This window comes from Heterorhizobium halophytocola (assembly GCF_017873095.1).
GTDB classification, from domain to species: Bacteria; Pseudomonadota; Alphaproteobacteria; order Rhizobiales; family Rhizobiaceae; genus Allorhizobium; species Allorhizobium halophytocola.
The window spans coordinates 284,025-309,290 of sequence record NZ_JAGGJU010000002.1; the positions used below are offsets into that span (position 1 = coordinate 284,025).

Genomic DNA, 25,266 nt, shown 5'->3' on the forward strand with positions numbered 1-25,266 from the left:
CGATCAGGAGTTGTCGCCATGAACATGATCCACGAAAGCATGAACCGAGGCCATACCAACCAGGGTTGGCTCGACAGCCGCCACACCTTCTCCTTTGGCGGCTTCCACGATCCGACCCGCATGGGTTTCGGTCTGCTGCGCGTCATCAATGAAGACTGGATCGTTCCGGGCGCCGGTTTTGCCGAGCATGCGCACGACAATATGGACATCCTGACGCTGGTACTGTCGGGCAGGCTGGAGCACCGCGACACGCTCGGCAATGTCTCGGTGATCACGCCGGGCGACATCCAGCTGATGTCGGCGGGCAGCGGTCTTCGTCATTCCGAGATGAACGCCTCGGATGCGGAGACGGCGCATGTCCTGCAGATCTGGCTCATTCCGAATACGCGCGGCGGGGCCCCGCATTACCAGCAGGCCCGTCTGCCGACGACGGACGGCGCCCGTGACTGGACGCCGATTGCCGGCGGCGGGGCGGACGCGGCGCCGCTTGGCCTGTTGTCGGATACGACCGTCTCGATCGCCTATCCCCGCGAGGGTGATCGATTGCAGGTACCGCAGACACCCGGCCGTCGGATCTTCGTGCATCTGATCGAGGGGCTTGCCCGGATCGGTGCAGAAACCCTGCGCGGCGGCGATGCGCTCGAGATCACCGATCCCGACGTGCCGGAACTCGAATGGATGACGGACGGGGCGGCGCTGCTCTTCGACATGCAGCCCTGACGGCGGCCTTCAAGGGGGGGCGTCTCCGGCACAAAGCGAAAGTGTTGCGCCTTGTGCCGGAGACGGTGTCGCGCCCTCTCGTCCTTTCGGCCTCAGAGGTCCGGATGGCGGTTGACGTCCTTGTAGAGCAGATATCGGAAGCGTCCGGGGCCGCCGGCATAGCAGGCCTGCGGGCAGTAGGCGCGAAGCCACATGTAGTCGCCGGCTTCGACCTCGACCCAATCCTCGTTCAGCCGGTAGACGGCCTTGCCCTCGAGCACATAGAGGCCGTGCTCCATGATATGCGTTTCCATGAACGGAATGATCGCGCCCGGCTCGAAGGTCACGATATTCAGGTGCATGTCGTAGCGCACGTCGCCGGGATCGATGAAGCGGGTGGTTGCCCATTTCCCATCCGTGTCGGGCATGGGATGAAGGACGCAGTCATCCTCATGGGTAAAGACCGGCGGCGGTGGCTCGAGCCCTTCCACCACCTTGAACTTCTTGCGCACCCAATGGAAGCGGACGGCGGAGGGGCCGTCGTTTCGAAATGTCCAGGCCATGCCGGCTGGAATATAGGCGAAGGAGCCGGCCCGCAGCGGATGCTCCTCTCCAAGGCAGGTGATCACGCCCTCGCCCTCGACGACGAAGATGGCTGCCTGTGCGCGGCTGTCCGGCTCCGGCCTCACGCTGCCGCCTCCGGGGGCCACCTCCATGATATATTGGGCGAAGGTCTCGGCAAAGCCGCTCAACGGGCGCGAGATGATCCAGGCGCGGGTCGCCTCCCAATGGGGCAAGACGCTGGTGACGATGTCACTCATCACCGTCTTCGGGATCACCGCATAGGCGGTCTTGAAGACGGCCTTGCTGGAAAGGGTCTGGGTCTGCGGTGGCAGACCACCGACGTTGGAGAAATAGGTGGGCATCGTTATTCTGCAGCCTTTCGATTTTCAGCCTTCCGGCATTCCTATTCCTCCGGTGTCAGGGGCTTGATGTCAAACTGATCGCGGATCCGCGCATGGATATGCCCGACCGTCGACGCGATCGGTTATCCCGCGCAGATCTTTCTGCTAGATCCCGGTCTTGCCCTTCGTGGCGCTGAGACGAACGAAGCTCATCGAGATATGCGACCGGCGGATATAGGCAGCGGCGCTGACGTCGCCGATCTCGACTGCGGCGCGCACTTCGGTGATTTCGCGCCCGAACATCGTGACTTCCTCGGCAAGATCCATCCGGCTGATCGATTTCTGCCAGATGCGGGCGGTCTGATAGTAGAGCCGTTCGGAAATCTCCTTCAGCGGCTCGTTGTCGGAAAGCCGCATCAGCGCATGAAAAAAGTCGATGTTCAGCTGGGCGAAATCGCGGGCATCCGGGGCTGCGACCAGCGCCCGGCTGCGGGCCTCCAGCGTGCGGAAAAGACTGATGGTTTCGGCGGTCGGCGCGACCGGCGACAGCTTGCCGATCAGTTCGGCAAGCTCCATGCGCAACTGGTAGACCTGGCCGAAGGCCTCGATGTCGACATCGGTAACGATGGTGCCGACGCCGTGGACAGAGCGCAGCAGGCCTTGCGATTCCAGCCAGCCGAGCACGCGTCTCAGGGGCGTGCGGCTGATGCCGAATTCGGCTGCCAGCGCCTCCTCGCTGAGCCGGGTGCCGGGCGGATAGTCGAGCAGGCAGATGCGTGTGCGCAAGAGGTGATAGATGCGGGCGAACCGCTCGCGTGAGGCATTCGACGGCAGCAGCTCGTCCTTTACGCCGGGTTTTTGCCGCTTCATCGCTTCACCTCGCCATCACGCCTTACGCGGTCAGTCTGTCCTGCAGTCCGCTTAGCATATCCAGGCAGGCCTGCAATTGCGGCAGGCTGACGAATTCGTCCGGCTTGTGGGCCTGGGCGATCGATCCGGGACCGCAGACGACCGTAGAGATGCCGATCTGCTGGAACAGGCCGGCCTCGGTGCCGAAGGAAACGACATCGGCGTCCGTCGCGCCGGTCAGGGCGGAGACGATCGCCCGCGCCTCGTTGTCGTCCGTCGGCTCCAGGCCCTCGATCTCGCCCACCACATGGGTGACGATGCCGGCATCCGGCGAAACCGCCTGCATGGCCGGCAACAGGATCTCCTCGCAATAGGCGCGGATCGTGCGCTTGACGTAATCGACATCGGCGCGGCGCACCGGTCGCATCTCCCAGTCGATGGCGCAATGGCCGGCAATCACGTTGCGCGCCGAGCCGCCGTGGAAACAGCCTGTCTGGATGGTGGTCCAGGGCGGTGTGAAGCGGTTGACCGGTGCATTCTGCTTGAGGTCGGCGCCGATCTCGAGCAGGCGGCTGACATAGCGCACCGCATATTCGATGGCGTTGACGCCCAGATCGGGCGTCGAGGCATGGCCCTCGAAGCCGGTGAACTCGGTGGTGTATTCATAGCAGCCCTTGTGACCCTCGATGATCCGCATCTCGGTCGGCTCGCCGATGATCGCGACCGAGGGGCGGATTTCCTGCCGCTGCAGTTCTGCGACCAGTTGCTGGGCGCCGAAACAGCCGACCTCTTCATCGAAGGTGAAAGCGAAATGGACGGGGCGTTTCAGGTCCAGCGCCGCGTAATGCGGCGCCATGGCAAGGGTCGCGGCAATGAAGCCTTTCATGTCGCAGGTGCCGCGGCCGAAAAGGAGGTCATCCGCCTCGCGCAGCTCGAACGGGTTCGACTGCCATTCGCTTTCCTCCGCCGGCACCACGTCCGTGTGGCCCGACAGCACGATGCCGCCGTCGATTTCCGGGCCGAGCGAGGCAAACAGATTGGCCTTCTGCCCCGTCTCGTCCGGCATGATCGAAATGCGCGCGCCGCAATCGCTGAGCCGCCCGGCGGCATAGGCGATCAGCGCCAGATTGCCGTCGAAGGACACGGTGGGATAGCCGATCAGGTCGGCCAGGATATCACGGGTCGCGGCGAGCTCCATCGGATCAATCCTTGACGATCAGCTTGCGCGGCCGGTCGCAGAGGCATTCGGCAGCGCCGCTCTCGCGGATCAGGATGGTCTCGGTGATCTCCATTCCCCAGTCCTTCATCCACAGGCCCGGCATGAAGTGGAAGGTCATGCCCGGTTCGAGCACGGTCTGGTCTTCTTCGCGGATGGAGATCGTGCGCTCGCCCCAGTCCGGCGGATAGGAGAGCCCGACCGGATAGCCGCAGCGCGCGCCGCGCTCGATGCCGGCGCGCTCCAGCGGGGCTGCCAGCGCATTGGCGATATCGCAGGCGCGATTGCCCGCCTTTGCCGCCTCCAGCCCGGCTTCCAGTCCCTCGACCAGGGCCTTTTCTGCATCCAGCAAAAATTGCGGCGGCTTGCCGAGGAAGACCGTCCGGCAGAACGGCGCGTGATAACGGCGATAGCAGCCGGCGATCTCGAAAAAGGTTGCCGTTCCCGTCTCCATTTCACGCCCATCCCAGGTCAAATGCGGCGCTGCCGCATCGGATCCACTGGGCAGCAGCGGAACGATGGCGGCATAGTCGCCCCATTCGCCGTCGGGGCCGCGAAGCGCGTCGCCGTAAATGTCGGCCACCAGCTCGTTCTTCTTCAGGCCCGGCCGCATCCGTTCGGTCACGCCGTCGATGATCCGCTCCGAGATCCTGGCCGCCTTGCGCATGAAGGCCACTTCCTCGTCGCTTTTGACCGTGCGCTGCCAGTTGACCAGCGCGGTCGCGTCGACAAGCTCCGCGCCCGGCAGCTCGTCCTTGAGCGTCAGATAGGCCTTGGCGGAGAAATAGTAATTGTCGAGCTCGAGGCCCACGCGTTTGTTGCCATAACCCTTGTCCCGCAGGATCGCGGCCAGCGTCTGCATCGGATGGCGTTCGGTCGATTGCACATAGTTGTCGGCATAGAAGGCAACCCGGTCGTCGGCCATCCAGACGGTGCGGTAGGCACCATTGGCATCCTGCCGGCGGCCCCACCAGATGGGGTCCTCGTCGGGGAACACGATCACCCCCTGGTGCACGTAGAAGGACCAGCCGTCATAGCCGGTGAGCCAGGCCATGTTGGAGGGATCCTCGACGAACAGCACGTCCAGACCCCTGGCTGCCATGGCGGCGCGGGTCTCTGCGATACGGCGGTCAAACTCGGGGCGGGAGAAGGGAAGGCGTTTGGTGATCATGCATCCTCCGGATGGCTTCAAAATCAAGCAAGTGCACTATTTGTGTACATCTACCCCACATTCTCGATGTCGGAAAGAGAAAATCCCTTGAGAAGCTGTTGACATCGTCGTTTGCTCCGTCATGTTGTGCACAACAAGCAAAAACGATCTGGAACCTACCAAACCGGGAGCATATGATGAAAAACACACTGCTTAAGGCCGCGGCCGCTTCAGTCATTCTTGCCGCCATGGGTGCAACCACGGCAGGCGCCGTAACGCTCGACGAAATCAAGGACCGCGGCTATATCCGCATCGCGGTCGCCAACGAGATTCCCTACGGCTTCGTCGATCCGAGCGGGTCAGCCAAGGGGGCAGGCCCCGATGTCGCCACCGCAGTGCTTCTCAAGCTCGGCGTCGAGGCCGACAATATCCAGTGGGTGGTCACCAGCTTTTCCTCGCTGATCCCCGGCCTTCAGGCCAACCGCTTCGACATGACGGCGTCCGAAATGGCGATCCGTCCCGAGCGTTGCCAGAAGGTTGCCTATTCCGAGCCGAACACCTCCTATGGCGAGGGCCTGCTCGTTGCCGACGGCAATCCGAAGGGCGTGCATGCCTACAAGGACTTTGCCAAGGAAGGCATGAAGGTCGCGATCATGGCCGGCGCCGACCAGCTGCACATGCTGCAGTCGCTGAAGGTACCGGAAGGCAATATCGTCACCATCGCCTCCAATTCCGACGCCATCTCCACCGTGTCGACCGGTCGCGCGGATGCCTATGCCGCAACCGGCCTGACGGCGAGCGAACTGGCGGGCAAGAGCGACAAGGTCGCGATCGTCGACGACTTCACCGACCCGGTGGTCGACGGCAAGGAAGTGCGCTCCTGGGGCGGCTTCAACTTCAACATGGATTCGAAGGATTTCCGCGACGCCTTCAACAAGGAGCTGGAAGCCTTCAAGAAGACCGATGACTGGAAGAAGATCCTGACCAGCTACGGCTTCACGCCAGCAGACGTCGAGGGCGCCAGCGCCAAGAGCACGGAAGAACTCTGCAAGATGTAATCCGCTCCAGGATTGCAACCACCAGTCAGGTTTCCGGCTGGGGCGGCTTCGCCCGTCTCGGCCGGAACTCTTCAGCGATAGCCGGGCGCATGTCCCCGGCGTGATCAAACAAGGGGACGCCAGCGGTGCAGTGGACACAATATCTGGGACCTCTTTCCCAGGGCGCATGGGTCACGATCCAGCTCGCCGTCTATTCGACAATCCTGGGCGCTGCCTTTTCCTTCCTTTTCGGTATCGGCAAGCTCTCGCCCAATCACCTGATCAAGACGATCTCGATCGTCTATATCGAGGTCTTTCGCGGGACCTCGCTGCTGGTGCAGCTGTTCTGGCTTTACTTCGCGCTGCCGATCGTCGGCGACGCGATCGGTATCGACCTGCGCCTCCCGCCGGTCACGGCCGGCGTGCTGGCGCTGGCGCTCAATATCGGCGCCTATGGTGCGGAGGTCGTGCGCGGCGCGATCCAGTCGGTTACCCGTGATCAGTATGAGGCAGCGCGCGCGTTGAACTTCACGCCGCGTCAGGCGCTCTTTCGCGTCGCCCTGCCGCAGGCGATCCCGGAGATGATGCCGAGCTTCTCCAATCTCGCGGTGCAGAACCTGAAGGACACGGCGCTCGCCTCGCTGATCAGCCTGTCCGACCTCGCCTTCAAGGCAGAGCAGCTGCGCAACTACTACCAGGACTCCACCACGATCTACACGATCATCCTGTTCATGTATTTCGGCATGGCGCTGGTGGTGACCCTGCTGATGCGGATCCTCGAAAACAGCGTCGGCCGCTGGCGCGGCGCAAGGAGGTAGACCCATGCTGTTCGGATATCACTGGGACACGCAGCATGGCGAACTGGCCTTTGCGATCTCCATCCTGCCGATGCTGCTGCGCGGCCTGGTCGTTACCATCGAGGCGTCGATCCTCGGCTTCTTCGTCGCGATGGTGCTCGGCCTGGTGCTCGCCGTGCTCAAGGGAGCCAAGTCGAAACTCGTCTCCTGGCCGGCGGCTTTCGTCACCGAGTTCATCCGCGATACGCCGCTTCTGGTGCAGCTCTTCTTTCTCTATTATGTGCTGCCGGAATACGGCATCGTGCTGCCGGCCTTCATGACAGGCGCGCTGGCGCTCGGCATCCAGTACAGCGCCTATACCTCCGAGGTCTACCGCGCCGGCATCGGTGCCGTCGACCACGGTCAGCATGAGGCGTCGAAGGCGCTGGACCTGCCGCCGCACCGCACCTTCACCCACATCATCCTGCCGCAGGCGGTGCCCCGCGTCGTCCCGGCCCTCGGCAATTATCTCGTCTCGATCATGAAGGACGTGCCGGTGCTGTCGGTCGTCACCGTGCTGGAAATGCTCAACGTCTCGAAGATCATCGGCGACCAGACCTTCAACTACCTGACCCCGCTTTCGATGGTCGGCGGGCTCTATCTGATACTCACCATCATCGCGTCGGCAATCGTGCGCTATGTCGACGTCAACCTACCGAAGAGGGGGATACCGCTGCGATGAGCGAGCCAATCATTGTCTTCGACAAGGTGAAGAAGGCCTATGGCAACTTCACCGTCCTGCAGGACCTCGATTTCCACGTCAACCAGGGCGAAAAGGTCACCATCATCGGCCCCTCCGGGTCCGGCAAGTCGACCGTGCTGCGCATCCTGATGACGCTGGAAACGATCACCGACGGCGTCGTCTATGTCGGCGGTGATCCCCTCTGGCACGAGAACAAGAACGGGACGCTGGTGAAAGCTGGAGAGGCGCATCTGCGCAAGATGCGCACGCAGCTCGGCATGGTGTTCCAGCAGTTCAACCTCTTTCCCCATATGACCGTACTGCGCAACCTGACCGAAGCGCCGCGCGTGGTGCTCGGCATGTCGAAGGCCGAGGCGAAGGATCGCGCCGAGGAGCTTCTGGCGCTGGTCGGACTTTCCGAGCATGCGCAGAAATTTCCGGGTCAGCTGTCCGGTGGCCAGCAGCAGCGCGTCGGTATCGCGCGCGCGCTTGCCATGCGTCCGAAGATCCTGCTGTTCGACGAGCCCACCTCGGCGCTCGATCCCGAGCTTGTCGGCGAAGTGCTGAACGTGATCCGCACACTCGCCTCCGAACACGACCTGACCATGCTGATGGTCACCCACGAGATGCGCTTTGCCCGCGAGATTTCCGACCGGGTCTGCTTCTTCGACAAGGGCAAGATCCACGAGGAAGGCACACCCGACGAGCTGTTCGGCAATCCGCAGAAGGAGCGCACTCAACAGTTCCTGAGCGCGGTGACGGAGGGCGATTGACCGTGCGGGGAGGAGCAGCCGCGATCGGCAGGCCGGGGCTTGCCGATGTCTACGAGGCCCGTCGCCGGATTGCCGGCACGGCGGTGAGGACACCGATGGTGCCGTCGCCCTTCATGACGCGCCGCACGGGCCATGACTTCCTGCTGAAGCTCGAGACGACCCAGCCGATCGGCGCCTTCAAGCTGCGCGGTGCTGCCAATGCCATCCTGCGGCTGCCGCCTGACACAAGGGGCGTCGTCTGCTGCTCGACCGGCAATCACGGCCGTGGTGTCGCCTATGCCGCCGCCGCTCGGGGTCTGCGCGCGGTCGTCTGCATGTCGGCGCTGGTCTCGAAGGCCAAGGTCGAGGGTATCAAGGCGCTCGGGGCCGAGGTGCAGATCGTCGGCAGGAGCCAGGACGATGCGCAGGTCGAGAGTTCCAGGCTCTGCCGGGATGAGGGGCTGGTCGAGATCCCGCCCTTCGATGATTTTCACGTGATTGTCGGGCAGGCGACGATCGCGCTGGAAATGCTGGAAGACCGTCCGGATCTGACGTGTCTGCTGGTACCGCTTTCGGGCGGCGGGCTTGCTGCCGGCATCGCGCTCGCGGCAAAGGCGATCAAGCCGGATATCCGCCTGATCGGCATCTCCATGGACCGGGGTGCGGCGATGGACGCCTCGATCCGGGCCGGTAGGCCGGTCGAGGTCGAGGAGGTGGCAAGTCTCGCCGACTCGCTCGGCGGCGGCATCGGGCTGGAAAACCGGCTGAGTTTCGCGCTTTGCCGCGATCTACTGGACGAAGTGGTGCTGGTCACCGAGAACGAGATCTACCGGGCGATGCAGGTGCTCTATTTCGAAGACCGGATGGTGGCGGAAGGCGCCGGTGTCGTCGGGCTGGCCGCCGTGTTATTCGGCAAGGTGACGCTGCCATCGGGACCGGTCGGGACCGTGATCACCGGGCGCAACACGGATATGGCCCAGTTCACGAACGTGATTTCAGGCCGTGACGTCACGCTCGACGGCGTGACGGTCAAGGGAGTGCCCTATGCCGCATAAGATCATGATGCTGACGGAGGCGGATCTGCGAAAATCGGTCGGTCTTTCGTCCGAAGTCGTCGATGTTGTCGAACGCGCCTTTGCGGAACTCGCAAGCGGCAAGGTCGTCATGCCGCCGATCCTGTCGATGGCGATCCCAGAGGCGAATGGCGAGGTCGATGTGAAGACCGCCTATATCCCGGGCTTCGACGGCTTTGCGATCAAGGTCAGCCCCGGCTTCTTCGACAATCCGAAGCTCGGACTTCCCAGCCTCAACGGGCTGATGATCCTGTTTTCGGCGAAGACCGGACTGGTCGAGGCGCTGTTTCTCGACAATGGCTATCTGACGGATATCCGCACGGCCGCCGCCGGGGCGGTCGCTGCACGGCATCTGGCACCCAAGGATGTGCGGACCGCCGGCGTGATGGGCACCGGTGTCCAGGCCCGCCTGCAGATCGAGGCGGCCCATTTGGTGCGGCCGTTCGAGAAGGTTCTTGTCTGGGGTCGCGATGCCGATAAGGCCGCCGCCTGCGCGGCCGATATCGCCGCCAAGCTTGGCATTGAGGCATCAGTGGAAAGCGAGCCGGCGCGTCTGGTGGCCGAAAGCCAGCTGGTGATCACCACCACGCCGGCGCGCGAACCAGTCCTGAAAGCCGACTGGCTGCATGCCGGATTGCACATCACCGCCATGGGTTCGGACCAGGGCGAGAAGAACGAGATCGATCCGCGGGCGCTGGCCGAGGCGGACGCCTATATCTGCGATCGCGTCAGCCAGTGTGAAAAACTCGGCGAGCTGCGAAGTGCCATCGCTCAGGGTCTCTGGGATCGCGACATGCCGGCGGAACTCGGCGCGGTCATCGCCGGGCACGCGGTCGGCCGGAGGAGCGAGAGCGATGTGACGATCTGCGACCTCACCGGTACCGGCGTCCAGGACACCGCAATCGCCACCTTCGCCCGCCGGACCTCTGCAACGGTCGGCGTCGGCACGGTCATGGAGGCGTAAGATGATGTCTTCGCCGAGCAGGGTGTGAGGGCTGAACCATGCTCAGCCTCGACAGCCGGGATATCGAGATCCTGAAGATCCTCTCCTCGGAGGCGCGGATCTCCAAGGTCGACCTGGCGGCCCGCATCAACCTCAGTCCGAGCCCCTGCTGGGAGCGGCTGAAACGGCTGGAAAAGGCCGGTGTCATCGTCAGCTACCGCGCCCAGGTGTCGCTGCGCTCGGTGCTGCCGCATGTCACCTTCTTCGTCACCATCGAGCTCGAACGCCACCGGATGGAAAGCTTCCAGACCTTCGAACGCGCAGTGAAGGCAAGCGACGAGATCACCGGCTGCTGGGCGCTCGGCGGTGGTTTCGACTACCTGCTGCAGATCGTCACCCGCGACGTCGACAGCTATCAGCGGCTGATCGACGGCCTGCTGGAGCAGAAGCTCGGTCTGACCCGCTACTACACCTACATCGTCACCAAGCCGGTGAAGGAGACGGGGATCCTGCCCTTCGATGCGCTGATGGGCGGCTGACAGACGAAACCGCAAGCACGCCGTCAAACCAAAGAGGAAACCGCTGCCGTTCGGTCCGACAAAAGACCAACCGGCTTTGCTTCCCCGGCAGAATGGCAACCGGGTTCAATACAGATCGCAGGTGCGCCATGCCAATGCCCGCTGAAGCTCCGAAATCGTCTCTTTCAGGCCTTGCCGATCCGCGGCTGATCCGCCAGTTCGCCTATGTCGGCGGGCGCTGGATTTCATCTGCCGACAATTCCACCTTCGCCGTCCACGATCCGGCAACCGGCGATTGGCTCGGCGACGTCGCCCGTTTATCCGCGCTGGAGAGCCATCGGGCCGTCGATGCCGCAGAAGGTGCCTTTGCCGATTGGGCCGGCTGCCTGCCGCAGGAGCGCAGCCGTATTCTCAGACGCTGGTTCGACCTGATGATCGAGAACCGCGAGGATCTGGCCCACATGATGGTGCTCGAACAGGGCAAGCCGATATCCGAGGCGCGCGGCGAGATCGACTACGCCGCAGCCTTCGTTGAATATTACGCCGAAGAGGCCAAGCGACCGAATATTGGCAGCGTCACCTCGCATCTGGCCGATGCCGAGATGGAGACCTGGCTGGAGCCGGTCGGGGTGGCGGCCTTGATCACGCCGTGGAATTTTCCCTCTGCCATGCTGACCCGCAAGGCGGCCGCGGCCCTTGCCGCCGGCTGCACCGTGGTTGCCCATCCAAGCCATGAGACACCCTATTCGGCACTGGCCCTTGCCGAGCTTGCCGAACGGGCCGGCTTTCCGGCCGGTGTGTTCAACCTGGTCACCGGAGATGCCGCCACCGTCGTCGAGCCCTGGCTGACCGATCCGCGGGTCCGGGCGCTGTCGTTTACCGGGTCCACCGAGATCGGCAGGCATCTCTACCGCCGGTCGGCCGACACGGTGAAGCGGCTGGTGCTGGAGCTTGGCGGCCACGCTCCCTTCCTGCTGTTTGCCGATGCCGATCTAGACCGGGCGGTGGACGAGGCGATAAAGGCGAAGTTTGCCACCTCCGGCCAGGATTGCCTCGGCGCCAACCGCTTCCTGGTGGAGCGTCGCGCCTATGACCGGTTTTGCCAGGCCTTCGCCGACCGGACCCAAAAGTTGACAGTTGGCAACGGCTTCGACGACCCGGATATCGGCCCGCTGATGAACGAAAAGGCGGTCGCCAAGCAGGAGGAGCATGTCGCGGATGCACTGGCGCGCGGAGCAAGACTGCTTTGCGGCGGAAGGCGCCATGCTGCCGGGCCACTTTTCTTCGAGCCGACCGTGCTTGCGGATGTGCCGGCCGACGCGCTGGTCATGCGCGAGGAGACGTTCGGCCCGGTCGCGGCAATCGCGGCCTTCGACACCGAGGCGGAGGCGATCGCGCGGGCCAACGACAGCGAATACGGGCTGGTGGCCTATCTCCACACCAGCGATCCGCGCCGCATCTACCGCGCAAGCCGGGCCCTGCAGTTCGGCATGGTGGCGGTCAACCGGACCAAGGTCACCGGCGCGCCCATTCCCTTCGGCGGAATGAAGCAATCCGGCATCGGCCGGGAAGGGGCCCTGCAGGGCATGCAGGCCTTCATGGACATCAAATACATATGCCGCGACTGGGCATGAACTAAAAGCGAAAGGACCAGACAATGCTGACCAATGACCAACTCGGGCAATGGGACCGCGAGACCTTTTTCCACCCCTCGACGCATCTTGCCCAGCATGCGCGCGGCGAAACCCCGACGCGGGTGATCACGGGCGGCTCGGGCGTGCATATCGAGGACCGCGACGGCAGCCGGCTGCTCGATGCCTTTGCCGGGCTCTACTGCGTCAATGTCGGCTATGGCCGTCCGGAAATTGCCGAGGCGATCGCGGCGCAGGCCAAGGAGCTTGCCTATTACCACGCCTATGTCGGCCATGGCACCGAGGCCTCGATCACGCTGGCGAAGATGATCCTCGACCGTGCCCCGAAGAACATGTCGAAAGTCTATTTCGGCCTTGGCGGCTCGGATGCCAACGAGACCAACATCAAGCTCGTCTGGTACTACAACAACATTCTCGGACGGCCGGAAAAAAAGAAGATCATCTCGCGCTGGCGCGGCTATCACGGGTCTGGTCTGATGACCGGATCGCTGACGGGGCTTGAACTGTTCCACAAGAAGTTCGACCTGCCGCTGTCCCAGGTGATCCATACCGACGCGCCCTATTATTTCCGTCGTCCGGATGCGGCGATGAGCGAGGAACAGTTCTCCACCCACCTGGCGGCCGAACTGGAAAAGCTGATCGAGACGGAAGGCGCCGATACGATCGCTGCCTTCATCGGCGAGCCGGTGCTCGGAACCGGCGGGATCGTGCCGCCGCCTGCAGGCTACTGGGAGAAGATCCAGGCCGTGCTGAAGAAGCACGACATCCTGCTGATCGCCGACGAGGTGGTGACCGGCTTCGGGCGCCTCGGCACCATGTTCGGATCGGATCACTACGGCATCGAGGCGGATATCATCACCATCGCCAAGGGCCTCACTTCGGCCTATGCGCCGCTTTCCGGCTCGATCGTCTCCGACAAGGTTTGGAAGGTGCTTGAAAAGGGGACAGACGAGAACGGTGCCATCGGCCATGGCTGGACCTATTCGGCGCACCCTATCGGGGCGGCCGCCGGCGTTGCCAATCTGAAGCTGATCGACAGCCTCGGCCTCGTCGACAATGCCGGCAAGACGGGCGCCTATTTCGTCAAGGCGATGCAGGATGCGCTGGGCAACCATGCCCATGTCGGCGAGATCCGCGGTGAAGGCATGCTCTGCGCCGTCGAATTCGTCGAGGACAAGGCTGACCGCCGCTTCTTCGATGCTGGCCGGAAGATCGGTCCGCAGGTGGCGGCAGCATTGCTGAAGCAGGGGGTCATCGGCCGGGCCATGCCGCAGGGCGATATCCTCGGCTTCGCACCCCCGCTTTGCCTCACGCAGGCAGAGGCCGATACGGTGGTCGCGGCCGCAAAGAAGGCCGTGAGCGAAGTGCTGGGCTGAATCGAAAGGGGGCGGTGGGCTTGCGCCTGCCGCCCCCTTTATCCAAGTGACCGGTGGCCACTCCGCGATCCTGTCGTCGCCGTCAGGCGTGGGCGGCGAGAACCGCCTCGCGGGAGAGATAGCCGACGGGCATGCCCGCGTCATCCTTTACGCCGACGCCCGGCAGATTGTCGGCCAGCATCAGCGCCAGCGCATCATGCAGGCTGGCGGCCTGGCCGATCGACGGCCCGGATATCTCGCCGCCTGCCGCGCCCATGGCGCTCAAGACCGGGATCAGGCTCAGCCGCTTGATCGCCCGGTCGGGACCGAGGAAGCTCTCGACGAAATCATCGACCGGATGCGCAAGGATCGCTTCCGGCGTATCGTATTGCAGCAGTTTTCCGTCGCGCATGATGGCGATCCGGTCGCCCATCTTGATCGCCTCATCGAGATCGTGGGTGACGATGACGACGGTCTTCGACACCTTCTTCAGGATCTGGCGGAATTCATCCTGCAGCTTGACGCGGGTGATCGGGTCGATGGCGCCGAAGGGTTCGTCCATCAGCATGATCTCGGGGTCGGCGGCGAGCGCCCGGGCAAAGCCGACGCGCTGGCGCTGGCCACCGGAAAGCTCATGCGGAAAGCGCTTGCGCATCACTGACGGATCGAGGCTGACGAGCTCGAGCAGCTCGTCGATCCGCCGGTCGGTCCTGGCCTTCTCCCAGCCAAGCAGCCTCGGCACAGTCGCGACATTGCGCTCGATGGTCATGTGCGGGAAGAGGCCGACCTGCTGGATGACATAGCCGATGCGGCGGCGCAGAGTGCGTACATCGACCTTGGACACATCCTCGCCGTCGACGAGCACGCGACCGCCGGTCGGCGTTTCAAGCCGGTTGATCATCCGCATGGTCGTCGTCTTGCCGCAGCCGGATGGGCCGATCATGGTGACCGTCGTGCCCGTTTCGATGGTCAGGTCAAGCGCATCGACCGCATGGCGATCGCTGCCGGGATAGGTCTTGGTGACGTGATCGAGGGTAATCATCTGCAATTTCTCCAGTCGGTCATCGCCAGGGTCAGCGTCTAAGGGTCAGCGTGCGCTCCAGCCAGCCGAAGAAGACTTCGGCGAAGATGGCGAGAAGCGCGATCGGCAGGGCGCCGACGATCAGGCGGGGCATGTTCATGATGGCGATGCCGGCATTGATGAAGTCGCCGAGGCCACCGCCGCCGATGAAGGAGGCGAGCGCGGCGCCGCCGATCACCTGGATGGCGCTGGTGCGGATGCCGGCAATCATCGAGGGCACGGCCAGCGGAAACTCGATCTGCCAGAGGATCTCGCGCTTGCCCATGCCCATGCCGCGGGCGGCATCGAGAAGAGCGGGGTCGATCTCGCGGATGCCGACGATGGTGTTGAGCAGGAGCGGCGGAATGGCAAGCACGATCAGCGCCAGCACCGAGGGCCAGAGACCGATGCCGAGCAGCGGCATGGCGGCGGCCAAGATGGCAAGGCTCGGGATCGAGCGCAGCGAGCCTGCGATATTGACCGAGACGAAGGCAGCACCGGGCCTGCGCGCCACCGCAAAGCCGAGCGGAATGGCGATCACTAGCGCGATGCCGAGCGAGATGGCGCACATCAGCATATGCTGGTTGAAGGCGGTGAAGAAACTGCCGGGATTGTCGATGATCCATCTGATCGCCTCGAGGAGAATGGTCATGCGGCAATCCTCCCGCTGCGGCGCCGCAGATAGGTCTCGAACGACGACAGCAAATAGTCGGTCGAAAGTGCAAGCGCCGCGGTCATCAGACCGCCGGCGATGATCTTTTCGGGGAACCGCTGGTCGATGCCCTGGAAGATGATCATGCCGAGGCCGCCGGCATTGATATAGGCGGCGACTGTCGCAATGCCGATCACGGTGACCATGGCGATGCGCACGCCGCCGACGATGAAGGGAAGCGCGAGCGGCAGCTCCACCTCCCAGATCCGCCTGACCGTGCCATATCCCATGCCCTTGGCCGCATCGAGCACGTCACTCGGGATCGACTGGAAGCCGAGCGAGATATTGCGGATCAGGATCATCAGCGAATAAAGCGTCAGGCCGGTGATCGCCGGGGCCGCGCCGATACCCATCAGCGGGATGAACAGGGCAAAGAGCGCAAGGCTTGGAATGGCAAACAGCATGCCGGCAACGATGACGATGGTGTTGTAGGTCTTGTGGTGCCGGGCCGTCGCGATCGCCACGACGAGCGAAATGACGAGCGCAATGCCGACCGAGGAAAACACCAGATAGAGATGTTCGACCAGCGCCTGCAAAAGCGTATCGATATGCTTGGGGACCCACTTCATGAGATGCCTCGATCAGGGGAATGGGATGTGTGTGGGCGGAGGGCTACCATGGTCCCCCCAAGGCGAGATCGGCGGCCCGGGCGCGGTCCGGCAGGGTGTCGTAGGCGGCAAGGTCCGGCACCGCGAAGCCCGTCAGGCCGAGCGGCTGAAGGACGCTTCGGCCGGCATCGCCGTCACCGGCATTGGTAAGAGCGCTGCGCAGGGCAATGACCGCCTCCTTTGCCGTTGCGCGCGCCGCAATCAGCAGGGGGAAGGGCGCGGCGGGCGTCGTCGCCACGATCCTGACCGTAGCCAACGCTTCCGGTTCGTGCAGGGCAAGCAACTGCCAGGCATAGGCGTCGATCGCGCCGACCTCGACACGACCGGAGGTGACGGCATCGAGAATACCGCGCGGATTGAGGAGCGGCCCGACGGCGCCGGGCGGGTTTGCCGTAGCGCCGAGTTCGACGAGCAGGCCGCGCGGCGCATTGTAGCCCGATTGCGAATCCCGCACCGTCCAGCCCCAACGGGCCTTCGGCAGATCGTTAGGGCCCAGGGGTGAGCCGAGCGCGGCGATAACATGGCTTGCATAGACCGGCTTGCCATTCGCCCATTCGGCCGCTGGGACCGGGGCGGCGAGCGCAACCGGTCGCGCCTCCGGCTCCACCATCGAGTACGGATAACCGCACATGAAGGCGGCGCCGAGATCCGGTCGCTCCCAGAGTTCCGACAGCGGCGCAGGCGGTGCATGCGCGATGATATCGAGCGCGACGCCGGCCTCGCGCGCCAGCCAGCCGAAGAAGCGATCCCAATGTCCCTTGATGCGGGGACTGAGATTGTACATCCGCGAGCAGGCGATCAATGGCGGGCGAGGCTCGGTCATCGGGATCACGCGAACCGGATGCGCTGGCCGATATTCATCGCATGCGCCTTGTCGACCATGGCCGCACCCAGCGCGACGTCGGTGGTCGACAGGCCGCGATGCCAGAACAGGATCGTCTCGTCGTCGCTTTCGCGGCCCGGCTTCTGACCGCAGACGATCTGGCCGATTTCGGCGTGCAGGTTTTCCGCCGTCACCTTGCCCTCGTCGACATGGCGGCGAAGGGCGCCGTAGGGCTTGCCCGGACCGCACTGGCCCCAGTCATCGACCACCACCTTGTCCATGATGTCGGTCAGGTCGAATTCGAGCGCGCTCATGGTGCCATAGGGCACGACGAAAGCGCCCTTCTTGACCCATTCCGTCTTGAAGAGAGGCGTCGGCTCCGGCAGGCGGCTGGCCTCGATCATGATATCGGCGCCCTCGAGGCAGTCCTTCCAGTTGTCGGTGACGATGATCTTCTTGCCGAGGTCGCGCTCCAGCCGTTCGGCGAAGGCATTGCGGCTTTCCGGTCGGCGCGAATGCACGCGGATCTCGTCGAAATCGTAGATGTGGTCGAGCAGCCGGACATTCCAGTAGGAGGTGCCGCGCGCCCCGATATGGCCGAGGATCTTGCTGTTCTTGCGCGCCAGATATTTCGCGCCGAGCGCGGTGACGGCGCCGGTCCGCATGTCGGTGATTGCCGTGGCATCGATCACGGCCTTCGGCACGCCGGTCTCGGGATCGAAGAGATTGAGGACGGCCATTTCCGAGGGCAGGCCGACCTTGTAGTTGTCGACGAAATCGCCGACGACCTTGACGCCGGCATAGCCGAGCGATTTCACATAGCCGCGCAGAATGTTGAAATGGCCCTTGTCGGAGCTTTCCGGCACCAGATGGACGCGCGGCTCGATGACCACCTCGCCGCGTCCCTGCGCATCGAGCGCTTTTTCCACCGCGTCCAGAATTTCCTCGTCGGTGAGGGCGAGCGCCTTGGCATCAAGCGCGTTCAGATAGTCGATCCAGATTTCCTGCATTGCCGTACTCCAGGGGGCTTTGGCCGTTCATGGCCCTGTCATGTCGTGTGGTAGGCCGGCGCCGGGCGCCGGCCCTCTCAGTCAATGCGGGCGGCCGCGAGACTGCAGTCACCTTTATTTGAGGAATTAAAGCAGGCCTTCGGCCGTCAGGAATTCTTCCGCCACGTCGGCAGGCTCTTCGTGGTCGACCTCGACCTTGGCGTTCAGCTTGCGCATCACGTCATTGTTGAGATGCGAACCCAGCGCATTCAGGACATCGGCGATCTTGGGATCGCTGTCGAGGATCTGCTGACGAACGACCGGCGCGACGTAATAGGGCGGGAAGAGACCCTTGTCGTCGTCGAGCGCCACGAGGTTCTTGGCGCCGATCTGCCAGTCGGTGGCATAGCCGTTGGCCACATCGATGCTCTTCTGGTCCAGCGCGTCATAGCGTAGGCCGAGTTTGGCGAACTGCTTGTATTCCTTGAACTCGATGCCGTAGGTCGCCTTCAGGCCCGGCAGGCCGTCGGGACGGTCGGGAAATTCCGGACCGCCGCCCATGACAAGCTTGCCTGCAACCTTGCCGAGGTCCGAAAGGGTCTTCAGGCCGTTGGCGTCTGCGGTTTCCTTGCTGACGATCATGGCATAGCCGTTATTGATGCCGGTCGGTTCCAGCCAGGTCAGCTTGAGTTCCTTGGAATAGAAGTCCTTGACGGTGTCGTAGACCGTCTTGGGATCGGACGAGATCTCGCCCTTGACCACGGCCGACAGCGCCGTGCCGGTATATTCCGGGTAGAGGTCGATGTCGCCGTTGACCAGCGCCTGGTGGGCGATCAGCGTGCCGCCGAGATTGATCTTGCGTTCGACCGTGTAGCCGGCATGCTCCAGCAGCGCGGCATACATTTCGCCGAGAATATACTGTTCGGTAAAGTTCTTGCTGCCGACCTTGATGGTCTCGGCGGCATGGGCGGTGGTCAGGCTGACGGTGGCGAGCAGCGAGGCGGCCAGGGCAGCGAAGATGGACGATGTCATGCGGAATTCCTCTGGTTGGATATGGGCCTTTACGCGATTGTCCGGTCTTTCCGACTCTTGGTTCTTGGAAGCGGCGCAGGGTCTGGTCTTGCTCTGTCAGACGGGGCTGCGGATCACCTCTGCAATGGTTTCGAAATCGGGGCCCTGGGCCCGATCCTCCTCCAGCCGCGGCACATGCCGGCGCACGGAGGCGTAGGCTTTTGCCGTGCCGGCGCCCAGTTCGTTTTCCACGCCGCGGAGGTCGACCGCTTGCGCGGATGCGACGAGCTCGATCGCCACGAGATAGCGCAGGCGCTCTATGATCTCCTGCGTCTTGTCGAGTACCGAAGGGGCGAGGGTCGCATGGTCCTCGATCCCGTCGGCGGCCGGAAGCAGGGTCAGCGACACCGGCATGGCAAGATGACGGATTTCCGCCTCCAGCGCCGAGATCGTCTTCTGTACCGTGGCAAATCCTGTCCGGCTCTGGCCGAGCGGCGTGAGAAAGCGCGGCAGGTCCGACATGCCGGCCGACATCAGCTTCATCGTCCGGTAGGCGGTTGCCGCGGCACATTGCGCCATGGCCTGGCACAAGCGCTCGAAGGAGAGGGTGAAGGCCGTCATGTCGAAATTGCCGTTCGACAGGATCAATCCTTCGTAGGCCAGCACGACCGGATTGTCGCCGGAGCTGGAGAGTTCGATCTCGGTGGCAAGCCTTGCCTCGGCGATGGCATGGGAGAGCGCGCCCCAGACCTGGGGGGCGCAGCGATAGCTCAACGGATCCTGCAGCCGGCGCGCGGCGCCTTCGCCCACCAGCGAACTGCCGGCAAGCAGGTCCCGCAGCCGGGCGGCCGTTTCGCGCTGTTCGAAGGCAGGGCGAGCGGCAAGGGCGCGATCGTCAAAGGCGCTGACATTGGCGCGGAAAGCCTCGAAATCGAGCGCGATGGCCGACAGCGACCAGTCGACGAGAGTGTCGAGATCCGAGAGCGCCAGGCAGGCCCGCGCGACCGAAAGCGAATTGGCAACGACCAGGCAATGACCGTCCTTCGGCGCCAGCGGCAAGGGCTCCAGCCCCGCCCTCTCAAGCGCCTGTGCGGCCGGCATCACGGTGCCGCCAAACTCGGCCTCGCCGTCGCCGAGCAGGGCACGGGCCAGATCCGACAGCGGCGCAAGGTCTGCCGCGCCGATCGAGCCGAGCGAGGGGACAACCGGATGGACGCCTGCATTCAGCGCATCGACGAGACCTTCAAACACGGGCAGCGAGACACCGGTGCCACCGGCGGCCATGCCGGCGATCCGGGTCGCCATCATTGCCCGAACGGTGTCGCGCGGCAGGGCGGCACCGACGCCAACGGCGCGCGCCTGCGGCACACGCCGCTGGAAGGCGATCAGGTCATCCGCCTCAAGCCGCGTATCGACGCCGGCGCCGAGGCCGGTGGTCAGGCCGTAAACGGGCTTCTCGTCTGCGAGATAACGCTCAACGACCGTGCGGGCTGCGTTGATCCGGGTCTCGACCTCGGGGGAGATCACGAGCTTCGCTTCGCCGCGGGCAAGACGAACGATGTCGCCGATGCTGGGAGCCGTAGCGGAAAAGGTGACGGTATCTTTGCGATGGCTCATGCGTCGCGAGCTCCCAGAAGGCTGAGCGGGCCGCCCGGGCCGCGGCCGGAGCGGGCCTCGAGCCGGTATCGGTTGCCGGGATAGTAGAGAAGCGCGCAGGTGACGACTGCCTCGTTCGACCAGGTGCGGCGGCAGACGCGCAGGCAGGGCTGGTGGCTGTCGAGGGCCAGCAGCTTGCGCACGGTCGGATCGGGGTTCACCGCCTCGACGAAATGCTCGAAGGCCGTGATCGGCGCGACTTCCGTCAGATATTCGTTCGGTGTGATCCGGGTGAAATCCTTCGACAGATAGTCGGGCGCGACGTTCGGATTGACATAGCGCTTCTCGATCTGGATCGGCTGATCGTCTTCCAGATGCACGATCATGGTGTGCATGACCTCGATGCCGGGTTCGAGGTCGAGCGACTGGGCGACATGCTCATCGGCAAGGATGCGGCGTGCGACCAGCACCTTTGCCGCATGGCGATGGCCGCGATCGGCAATTTCCTGCGCGATATTGCGGATCTGCAGAAGGTCGATGTCCTGGCGCTGCGAGGCGACGAAGGTGCCAAGTCCCGCCGAGCGCGTCAGCACGCCCTCGATCATCAGTTCGCGCAGGGCCCGGTTGGCGGTCATCCGGCTAACGCCGAAGGCGGCGACCAGTTCGCTTTCCGAATGCACGCGGTCACCGGGAGCCAGGCGTCCATCCTCGATCATCTCGAGAATGCTTTCCTTGATCAGCAGATATTGCGGGGCTGCCCCTGCGGGTCTTGCTCTCGTCGTCATGCTTGCGCCTTGCCGGCTGGACCTCGATCCGAAGACCCGGGCCATTTGTCTATACCTGTATATACAGGCATGGCGAATGACCATTTGCAAGGCACAAAATCGCGATGACAAAAATTTGAGCGTTTGACGTTTGGAGCGATATCCCACGCGGAAAGACCCAGAGGCGTGCCGCCGGGCTGGCTTTACCGTGCGGGTGTCCGATCAGGCGATGCTGTCGACAGCCTTTGCCGTCAGGGCGGTGCGCATCAGGCTGAGCGGATGGGCGGCCGTCCGGTTGCTGCGAATCGCCGTCTGGCAGCGACAGGAAAATCCGGTGGCGGTGATCGGGCCCTTGGCGTCGGCCAGGGCAGCACGCCAAGACTGATCGAAGATGCGGGCGGAGGTCGCCTCGTTGCGTGTCTCGTGGCCCCAGGTGCCGGCCATGCCGCAGCAGCCGACCTTCGGCACGGAAAGCGCAATGTTCAGGCGGGCGAACAGCCTGATCCAGATCGCACCGGCGTCGGGCCGCAGGGTCCGCTCGGTGCAATGCAGGAAGAGGGTTGCGGATCCCGGCGGCGCGGTCGCACTTGCTGCGTCGTCCAGCCGGTCGATGTGCCGGGCAAGCCAGTCCTGCGCCAGCATGACGGGCACTTCGCGGTCGACAGCCTCCAGATATTCCTCGCCATAGGTCAGCGTTACGGCGGGCTCGATACCGACAAGACTGTAACTGCGCGCGGCGATGCTGCCGAGATTTTCCGCCTGTATCAGCGCCGTGCGCCGAAAGGCGGCAAGCCTGCCGAGCACATGCAGCGGCTTGCCGCTGGGGCGATAGGGGGCGAGCCAGGGCTCAAAGCCAATCGCCCTCGCGACGGCTGCGAAATCGAGGATGAGGTCAGGTTCGAAAAATCGGGTGAAGGCATCCGGCACGATGACCACCGTCTGTGTCGGGTCGGGGTGATCCGCAGCGCCCAGCGTGCGCAGACCGGCCTGGCGGAACCGCTGCCGCGCATCGGTTGCCGGCAGCAGGGGCAGGTGATGCAGGCCCAGAGCCTTCAATAGCGCTGCGCCTGGCTTGCCGAGCATCAGATTGGCAAACGGGCGCAGTCGCTCGGCGAGCGGCAGCAACGGTTCCAGCAGGTTCAGCGCGTGATCGGCTAGGGGGCGTCCGTGTCGCGTGTGCCAGCTTTCCAGGAACTTCGCCCGAAAGGCCGGAACGTCAACCTGGACAGGACAGGCGCGGGCGCAGGCCCGGCAGGAGAGACATCCGTCGAGTGCTTCCTTCACCTCGCGCTCGAAGCCTGCCTCCGCCTTGCCCTGCGGTCCCCCCTGGCGCAGCCATTCCCGCACCAGGGCAGAGCGACCCTTCGGCGAATGGCGGCGATCGCCGGTCGCCTTGTAGGACGGACACATGACGTCCTCGGGCGACTGGGCAAAGCAGGCGCCATTGCCGTTGCAGGAGACGGCGCCGGTGTAGTCGTCGCGTAGCGGCTTCGGGATCTGCCGGTCGGCCTGGCCGCGCAGGGGCACGCCGTCGATCTTCATCAGCGGCGTGCCGTCCGGCGCCGCGATCTTGCCGGGATTCATCTGGTTGTTCGGGTCGAAGGCACGCTTGATCTGTTCCAGCCGCGGATAGAGCGGCCCGAAGACGGCAGGCACGAATTCGGACCGCACGCCTTTGCCATGCTCGCCCCAGAGCAGGCCGCCATGGGCGCGGGCCAGTGCCTCGACCTTTTCCGTGACCCGCCGGATCAGCGGTTCCTGGGCTTCGTCGGTGAGGTCAAGCGCCGGGCGGACATGCAGCACGCCGGCATCGACATGGCCGAACATGCCATAGGTCAGCCCCTCGGCATCGAGGATCGCTCGGAACTCCGCGATGAACGGCTCCAGCTCTTCCGGCGGCACGGCGCAATCCTCGACGAAGGGCATGGGCCGCTTCGGTCCCTGCGTGCGACCAAGCAGCCCGACCGCCTTCTTGCGCATCTCGGTGATCCGGCCGACATCGGCGCCACGGGCAAGGGAATGACCGCGCCGTCCGGGAAAAGGCTTGCCGATCACGTCGACAACGCGGGCGAGCACCGCTTCGATCTCGTCCATATCGTCGCCGGTAAATTCAACCAGGTTGACGCCCTGTGCCTCTTCGTCGGGAAAAAAGGGTGCGACGTCGTTCCAGATGATATCGGCGCGGGCCAGGCCGAGTACGCGGCTGTCGATCGTCTCGACGGCGGCCGCACCAAGGGCTGCCAGCGTCCGGGCATCGCGCAATGCCGCCTGGAAGTCGTCGTAGAAGACATTCACCTGGCCGGAATGCTTCGGGATGGAGACGAGGTTGATCTTTGCCTCGGCGATGAAGGCGAGCGTGCCCTCCGAGCCGCAGATCACGGCGGTCGGATCGATGCTGCCGTCGGCGCGGCGCATATGGGCAAGATCGTAGCCGGTCAGGCTGCGGTTCATCTTCGGGAACCGTGCCGCGATCAGTTCTGCGTCTTCGGTGGCGATCGACAGCAATGTGCGGACGATTGCGCCTTCGCGGCCGTCCAGCGTCTCTATCGTCTCCGGTCGGTGCGGCCGGGTCTGAAGCACATCCCCGCCGGCAAGGACGGCGGTGAGCCCCAGAACGTGGTCCGAGGTCTTGCCATAAAGGCACGATCCCTGGCCGCAGGCATCCGTCGAGATCATCCCGCCAATGGTGGCGCGCGAGGATGTCGACAGTTCCGGCGCGAAGAAGAGGCCGTGTTCCTGAAGAGCCGCGTTCAGACGGTCCTTGATCACCCCGGGCTGCACGCGCGCCCATTTTTCCGCAACGTTGATTTCAAGGATGCCGGTCATGTGGCGTGAACAGTCGACCACCAGCCCATGGCCTAGCGACTGTCCATTGGTGCCGGTACCGCCGCCACGCGGGCGCACGACGATATCGGCAAATTCGGGCTGTCCCAGCAGGCGGGCTATGACGAGGAGATCGGCGGTTTCGCGCGGATGGACGACGGCGTCTGGCGGCGTCTGGTAGATCGAGTTATCGGTGGCCAGCACCATGCGGTCGGACGCCGCAAGACTGACGTCGCCGGTGAACCCATGCTGTTTCAGGGCCGCAAGAAAGCCTTGGTAGTCCGCCATCGTCGTCCTCCCACGATATCAGGCTTCGCGGTTCTCCAGCCGCTGTCTTGCAATCTCGGCGACAGCCTCTTCAAGCGGCGTGTCGCCGAGTGCCTTGGCCGGCACCGCGCCCATGGCAGCCTGCACATCGGCAATCCTGTCGGCCAGTTCGCCGGTCAGGCCGAGGGCGGTCAGCGTGGCGGCACTTTCGCGCATTTCGGCTGCGCGGCGCACGCCGTGATGCAGCGTGCGCTCGAAGTTGTAGCTTGCCACATCCGGCCAGCCAAGGCCGGGATAGCTTGAAGACAGCGAGGTCAAGACGCGGTCGAAACAGCCCGATACCGAGGCGGCGAGCAGGGTCTCGACGGTCAGCGCCTCAAGGCCTTTGACGAACAGGGAACGGACCATCTTGATCGCCGTTGCCGCACCCGGTTTAGGGCCGATTACCTCGAGCTTGAAGCCGAGGTCCTGAAGCTCCGGCGCCAGTCGCTCCGCCGGTTCGCCCGCCAGCAGCACCGGTGTCGCATGGCCGCGCGGATGGACCGGGGCCATCACCGCCATGTCGAGGTAATGGGCTTCGCGACCTTCGACCAGGGCCGCGGTCTCGCGCTTGCGGTCCGGCGAGACCGAGTTGATGTCGATGAACACCTGGCCCTGGCGCAGTTCGTCGACGGCAGCGCGCGCTGCAATCAGGCTCTGGTCGGCCGTTACCGCGCTAACGATCCAGTCTGCCTCCGCAATCGCCTCGCCCGGCGTCGTCTTGAAGCTGAGGCCGCGATCCTCGCAGGCCTTGATCATCGCCGCATCCTGCTTGACGTCATAGGCCGCGATGATCGACAGGCCGTCCTTGCCGGCCAGGCTGTCGGTGAAGGCGCGGGCCGCCTCGCCAAATCCGATAAATGCAATCTTCATGTCGCTCTCCTCAGCATTCCAAAAGGCGGCTTGC

Annotated in this window: 24 protein-coding genes; 10 read left to right on the forward strand and 14 right to left on the reverse strand. The window is 64.1% G+C overall.

Annotation, left to right across the window (positions count from 1 at the left end; translation table 11 throughout):
- Positions 1 to 18: 18 nt before the first annotated feature.
- Positions 19 to 720 carry a pirin family protein gene (locus tag J2Z17_RS04550; RefSeq protein ID WP_209942619.1) on the forward strand — a complete coding sequence of 234 codons (702 nt, stop codon included), beginning with the start codon at positions 19 to 21 and terminating at the stop codon, positions 718 to 720.
- Between the two features lie 92 nt (positions 721 to 812).
- Here the strand turns inward: J2Z17_RS04550 and J2Z17_RS04555 are convergent, their stop codons facing one another.
- The 4 genes from J2Z17_RS04555 to J2Z17_RS04570 form a co-directional block, all read right to left on the reverse strand.
- Positions 813 to 1,625 (reverse strand): bifunctional allantoicase/(S)-ureidoglycine aminohydrolase, encoded by an 813-nt coding sequence (locus J2Z17_RS04555; RefSeq protein WP_209942621.1) that lies wholly within the window; start codon positions 1,623 to 1,625, stop codon positions 813 to 815.
- A gap of 144 nt (positions 1,626 to 1,769) precedes the next feature.
- On the reverse strand, positions 1,770 to 2,474 hold the full coding sequence (locus J2Z17_RS04560) for a GntR family transcriptional regulator (protein ID WP_209942622.1): 705 nt from the start codon (positions 2,472 to 2,474) through the stop codon (positions 1,770 to 1,772).
- A 22-nt stretch (positions 2,475 to 2,496) separates the two neighbouring features.
- On the reverse strand, positions 2,497 to 3,651 hold the full coding sequence (gene argE / locus J2Z17_RS04565; RefSeq protein WP_209942623.1) for an acetylornithine deacetylase: 1,155 nt from the start codon (positions 3,649 to 3,651) through the stop codon (positions 2,497 to 2,499).
- Positions 3,652 to 3,655: 4 nt separating this feature from the next.
- The gene (locus J2Z17_RS04570) at positions 3,656 to 4,840 is read right to left on the reverse strand and encodes a M24 family metallopeptidase (protein WP_209942624.1); all 1,185 of its coding nucleotides are present in this window, start codon (positions 4,838 to 4,840) and stop codon (positions 3,656 to 3,658) included.
- A 176-nt stretch (positions 4,841 to 5,016) separates the two neighbouring features.
- Here J2Z17_RS04570 and ehuB point away from each other — a divergent pair, with 176 nt between their 5' ends.
- From ehuB to J2Z17_RS04615, 9 genes are all read left to right on the forward strand, one after another.
- Positions 5,017 to 5,877 (forward strand): ectoine/hydroxyectoine ABC transporter substrate-binding protein EhuB, encoded by an 861-nt coding sequence (gene ehuB, locus J2Z17_RS04575; protein ID WP_209942626.1) that lies wholly within the window; start codon positions 5,017 to 5,019, stop codon positions 5,875 to 5,877.
- Positions 5,878 to 6,002: 125 nt separating this feature from the next.
- The gene (ehuC, locus tag J2Z17_RS04580; protein ID WP_209942628.1) at positions 6,003 to 6,674 is read left to right on the forward strand and encodes an ectoine/hydroxyectoine ABC transporter permease subunit EhuC; all 672 of its coding nucleotides are present in this window, start codon (positions 6,003 to 6,005) and stop codon (positions 6,672 to 6,674) included.
- Between the two features lie 4 nt (positions 6,675 to 6,678).
- Positions 6,679 to 7,374: an ectoine/hydroxyectoine ABC transporter permease subunit EhuD gene (ehuD, locus tag J2Z17_RS04585; RefSeq protein WP_209942630.1), complete on the forward strand. Its 696-nt coding sequence runs from the start codon at positions 6,679 to 6,681 to the stop codon at positions 7,372 to 7,374.
- Entirely contained in the window at positions 7,371 to 8,147 is a 777-nt protein-coding gene (gene ehuA / locus J2Z17_RS04590; protein WP_209942632.1) for an ectoine/hydroxyectoine ABC transporter ATP-binding protein EhuA, read from the forward strand. The genes ehuD and ehuA overlap by 4 nt, the downstream gene beginning before the upstream one ends.
- Positions 8,144 to 9,181, forward strand: coding sequence for a hydroxyectoine utilization dehydratase EutB (gene eutB / locus J2Z17_RS04595; protein ID WP_245223864.1), 1,038 nt, complete (start codon positions 8,144 to 8,146; stop codon positions 9,179 to 9,181). The genes ehuA and eutB overlap by 4 nt, the downstream gene beginning before the upstream one ends.
- Positions 9,171 to 10,163, forward strand: a complete 993-nt coding sequence (locus J2Z17_RS04600) for a cyclodeaminase (protein ID WP_209942634.1) — start codon at positions 9,171 to 9,173, stop codon at positions 10,161 to 10,163. Before eutB ends, J2Z17_RS04600 begins: the two co-directional genes overlap by 11 nt.
- Before the next feature lie 38 nt (positions 10,164 to 10,201).
- Positions 10,202 to 10,681 carry an Lrp/AsnC family transcriptional regulator gene (locus J2Z17_RS04605; RefSeq protein WP_209942637.1) on the forward strand — a complete coding sequence of 160 codons (480 nt, stop codon included), beginning with the start codon at positions 10,202 to 10,204 and terminating at the stop codon, positions 10,679 to 10,681.
- Positions 10,682 to 10,815: 134 nt separating this feature from the next.
- Positions 10,816 to 12,294 carry an NAD-dependent succinate-semialdehyde dehydrogenase gene (locus J2Z17_RS04610; protein ID WP_245223865.1) on the forward strand — a complete coding sequence of 493 codons (1,479 nt, stop codon included), beginning with the start codon at positions 10,816 to 10,818 and terminating at the stop codon, positions 12,292 to 12,294.
- A gap of 23 nt (positions 12,295 to 12,317) precedes the next feature.
- Positions 12,318 to 13,688: an aspartate aminotransferase family protein gene (locus tag J2Z17_RS04615; RefSeq protein ID WP_209942640.1), complete on the forward strand. Its 1,371-nt coding sequence runs from the start codon at positions 12,318 to 12,320 to the stop codon at positions 13,686 to 13,688.
- Positions 13,689 to 13,770: 82 nt separating this feature from the next.
- Here the strand turns inward: J2Z17_RS04615 and J2Z17_RS04620 are convergent, their stop codons facing one another.
- From J2Z17_RS04620 to J2Z17_RS04665, 10 genes are all read right to left on the reverse strand, one after another.
- Positions 13,771 to 14,709 carry an ABC transporter ATP-binding protein gene (locus tag J2Z17_RS04620; protein WP_209942642.1) on the reverse strand — a complete coding sequence of 313 codons (939 nt, stop codon included), beginning with the start codon at positions 14,707 to 14,709 and terminating at the stop codon, positions 13,771 to 13,773.
- Between the two features lie 31 nt (positions 14,710 to 14,740).
- Positions 14,741 to 15,379, reverse strand: a complete 639-nt coding sequence (locus J2Z17_RS04625; protein WP_209942644.1) for an ABC transporter permease — start codon at positions 15,377 to 15,379, stop codon at positions 14,741 to 14,743.
- A complete protein-coding gene (locus J2Z17_RS04630) occupies positions 15,376 to 16,008 on the reverse strand; it encodes an ABC transporter permease (protein WP_209942646.1) in 633 nt (210 codons plus the stop codon). The genes J2Z17_RS04625 and J2Z17_RS04630 overlap by 4 nt, the downstream gene beginning before the upstream one ends.
- A gap of 43 nt (positions 16,009 to 16,051) precedes the next feature.
- Positions 16,052 to 16,870 (reverse strand): phosphate/phosphite/phosphonate ABC transporter substrate-binding protein, encoded by an 819-nt coding sequence (locus tag J2Z17_RS04635; RefSeq protein WP_209942648.1) that lies wholly within the window; start codon positions 16,868 to 16,870, stop codon positions 16,052 to 16,054.
- Positions 16,871 to 16,875: 5 nt separating this feature from the next.
- Positions 16,876 to 17,880: an ornithine cyclodeaminase family protein gene (locus J2Z17_RS04640; RefSeq protein ID WP_209942650.1), complete on the reverse strand. Its 1,005-nt coding sequence runs from the start codon at positions 17,878 to 17,880 to the stop codon at positions 16,876 to 16,878.
- A 126-nt stretch (positions 17,881 to 18,006) separates the two neighbouring features.
- On the reverse strand, positions 18,007 to 18,891 hold the full coding sequence (locus tag J2Z17_RS04645) for a glycine betaine ABC transporter substrate-binding protein (RefSeq protein ID WP_209942652.1): 885 nt from the start codon (positions 18,889 to 18,891) through the stop codon (positions 18,007 to 18,009).
- A 96-nt stretch (positions 18,892 to 18,987) separates the two neighbouring features.
- Positions 18,988 to 20,487, reverse strand: a complete 1,500-nt coding sequence (locus J2Z17_RS04650) for an HAL/PAL/TAL family ammonia-lyase (RefSeq protein WP_209942654.1) — start codon at positions 20,485 to 20,487, stop codon at positions 18,988 to 18,990.
- Entirely contained in the window at positions 20,484 to 21,251 is a 768-nt protein-coding gene (hutC, locus tag J2Z17_RS04655; protein ID WP_209942656.1) for a histidine utilization transcriptional repressor HutC, read from the reverse strand. Before hutC ends, J2Z17_RS04650 begins: the two co-directional genes overlap by 4 nt.
- A gap of 201 nt (positions 21,252 to 21,452) precedes the next feature.
- A complete protein-coding gene (locus tag J2Z17_RS04660) occupies positions 21,453 to 24,341 on the reverse strand; it encodes an FAD-binding and (Fe-S)-binding domain-containing protein (RefSeq protein WP_209942658.1) in 2,889 nt (962 codons plus the stop codon).
- A gap of 18 nt (positions 24,342 to 24,359) precedes the next feature.
- Positions 24,360 to 25,232, reverse strand: coding sequence for an NAD(P)-dependent oxidoreductase (locus J2Z17_RS04665; protein WP_209942660.1), 873 nt, complete (start codon positions 25,230 to 25,232; stop codon positions 24,360 to 24,362).
- Positions 25,233 to 25,266: the final 34 nt, after the last annotated feature.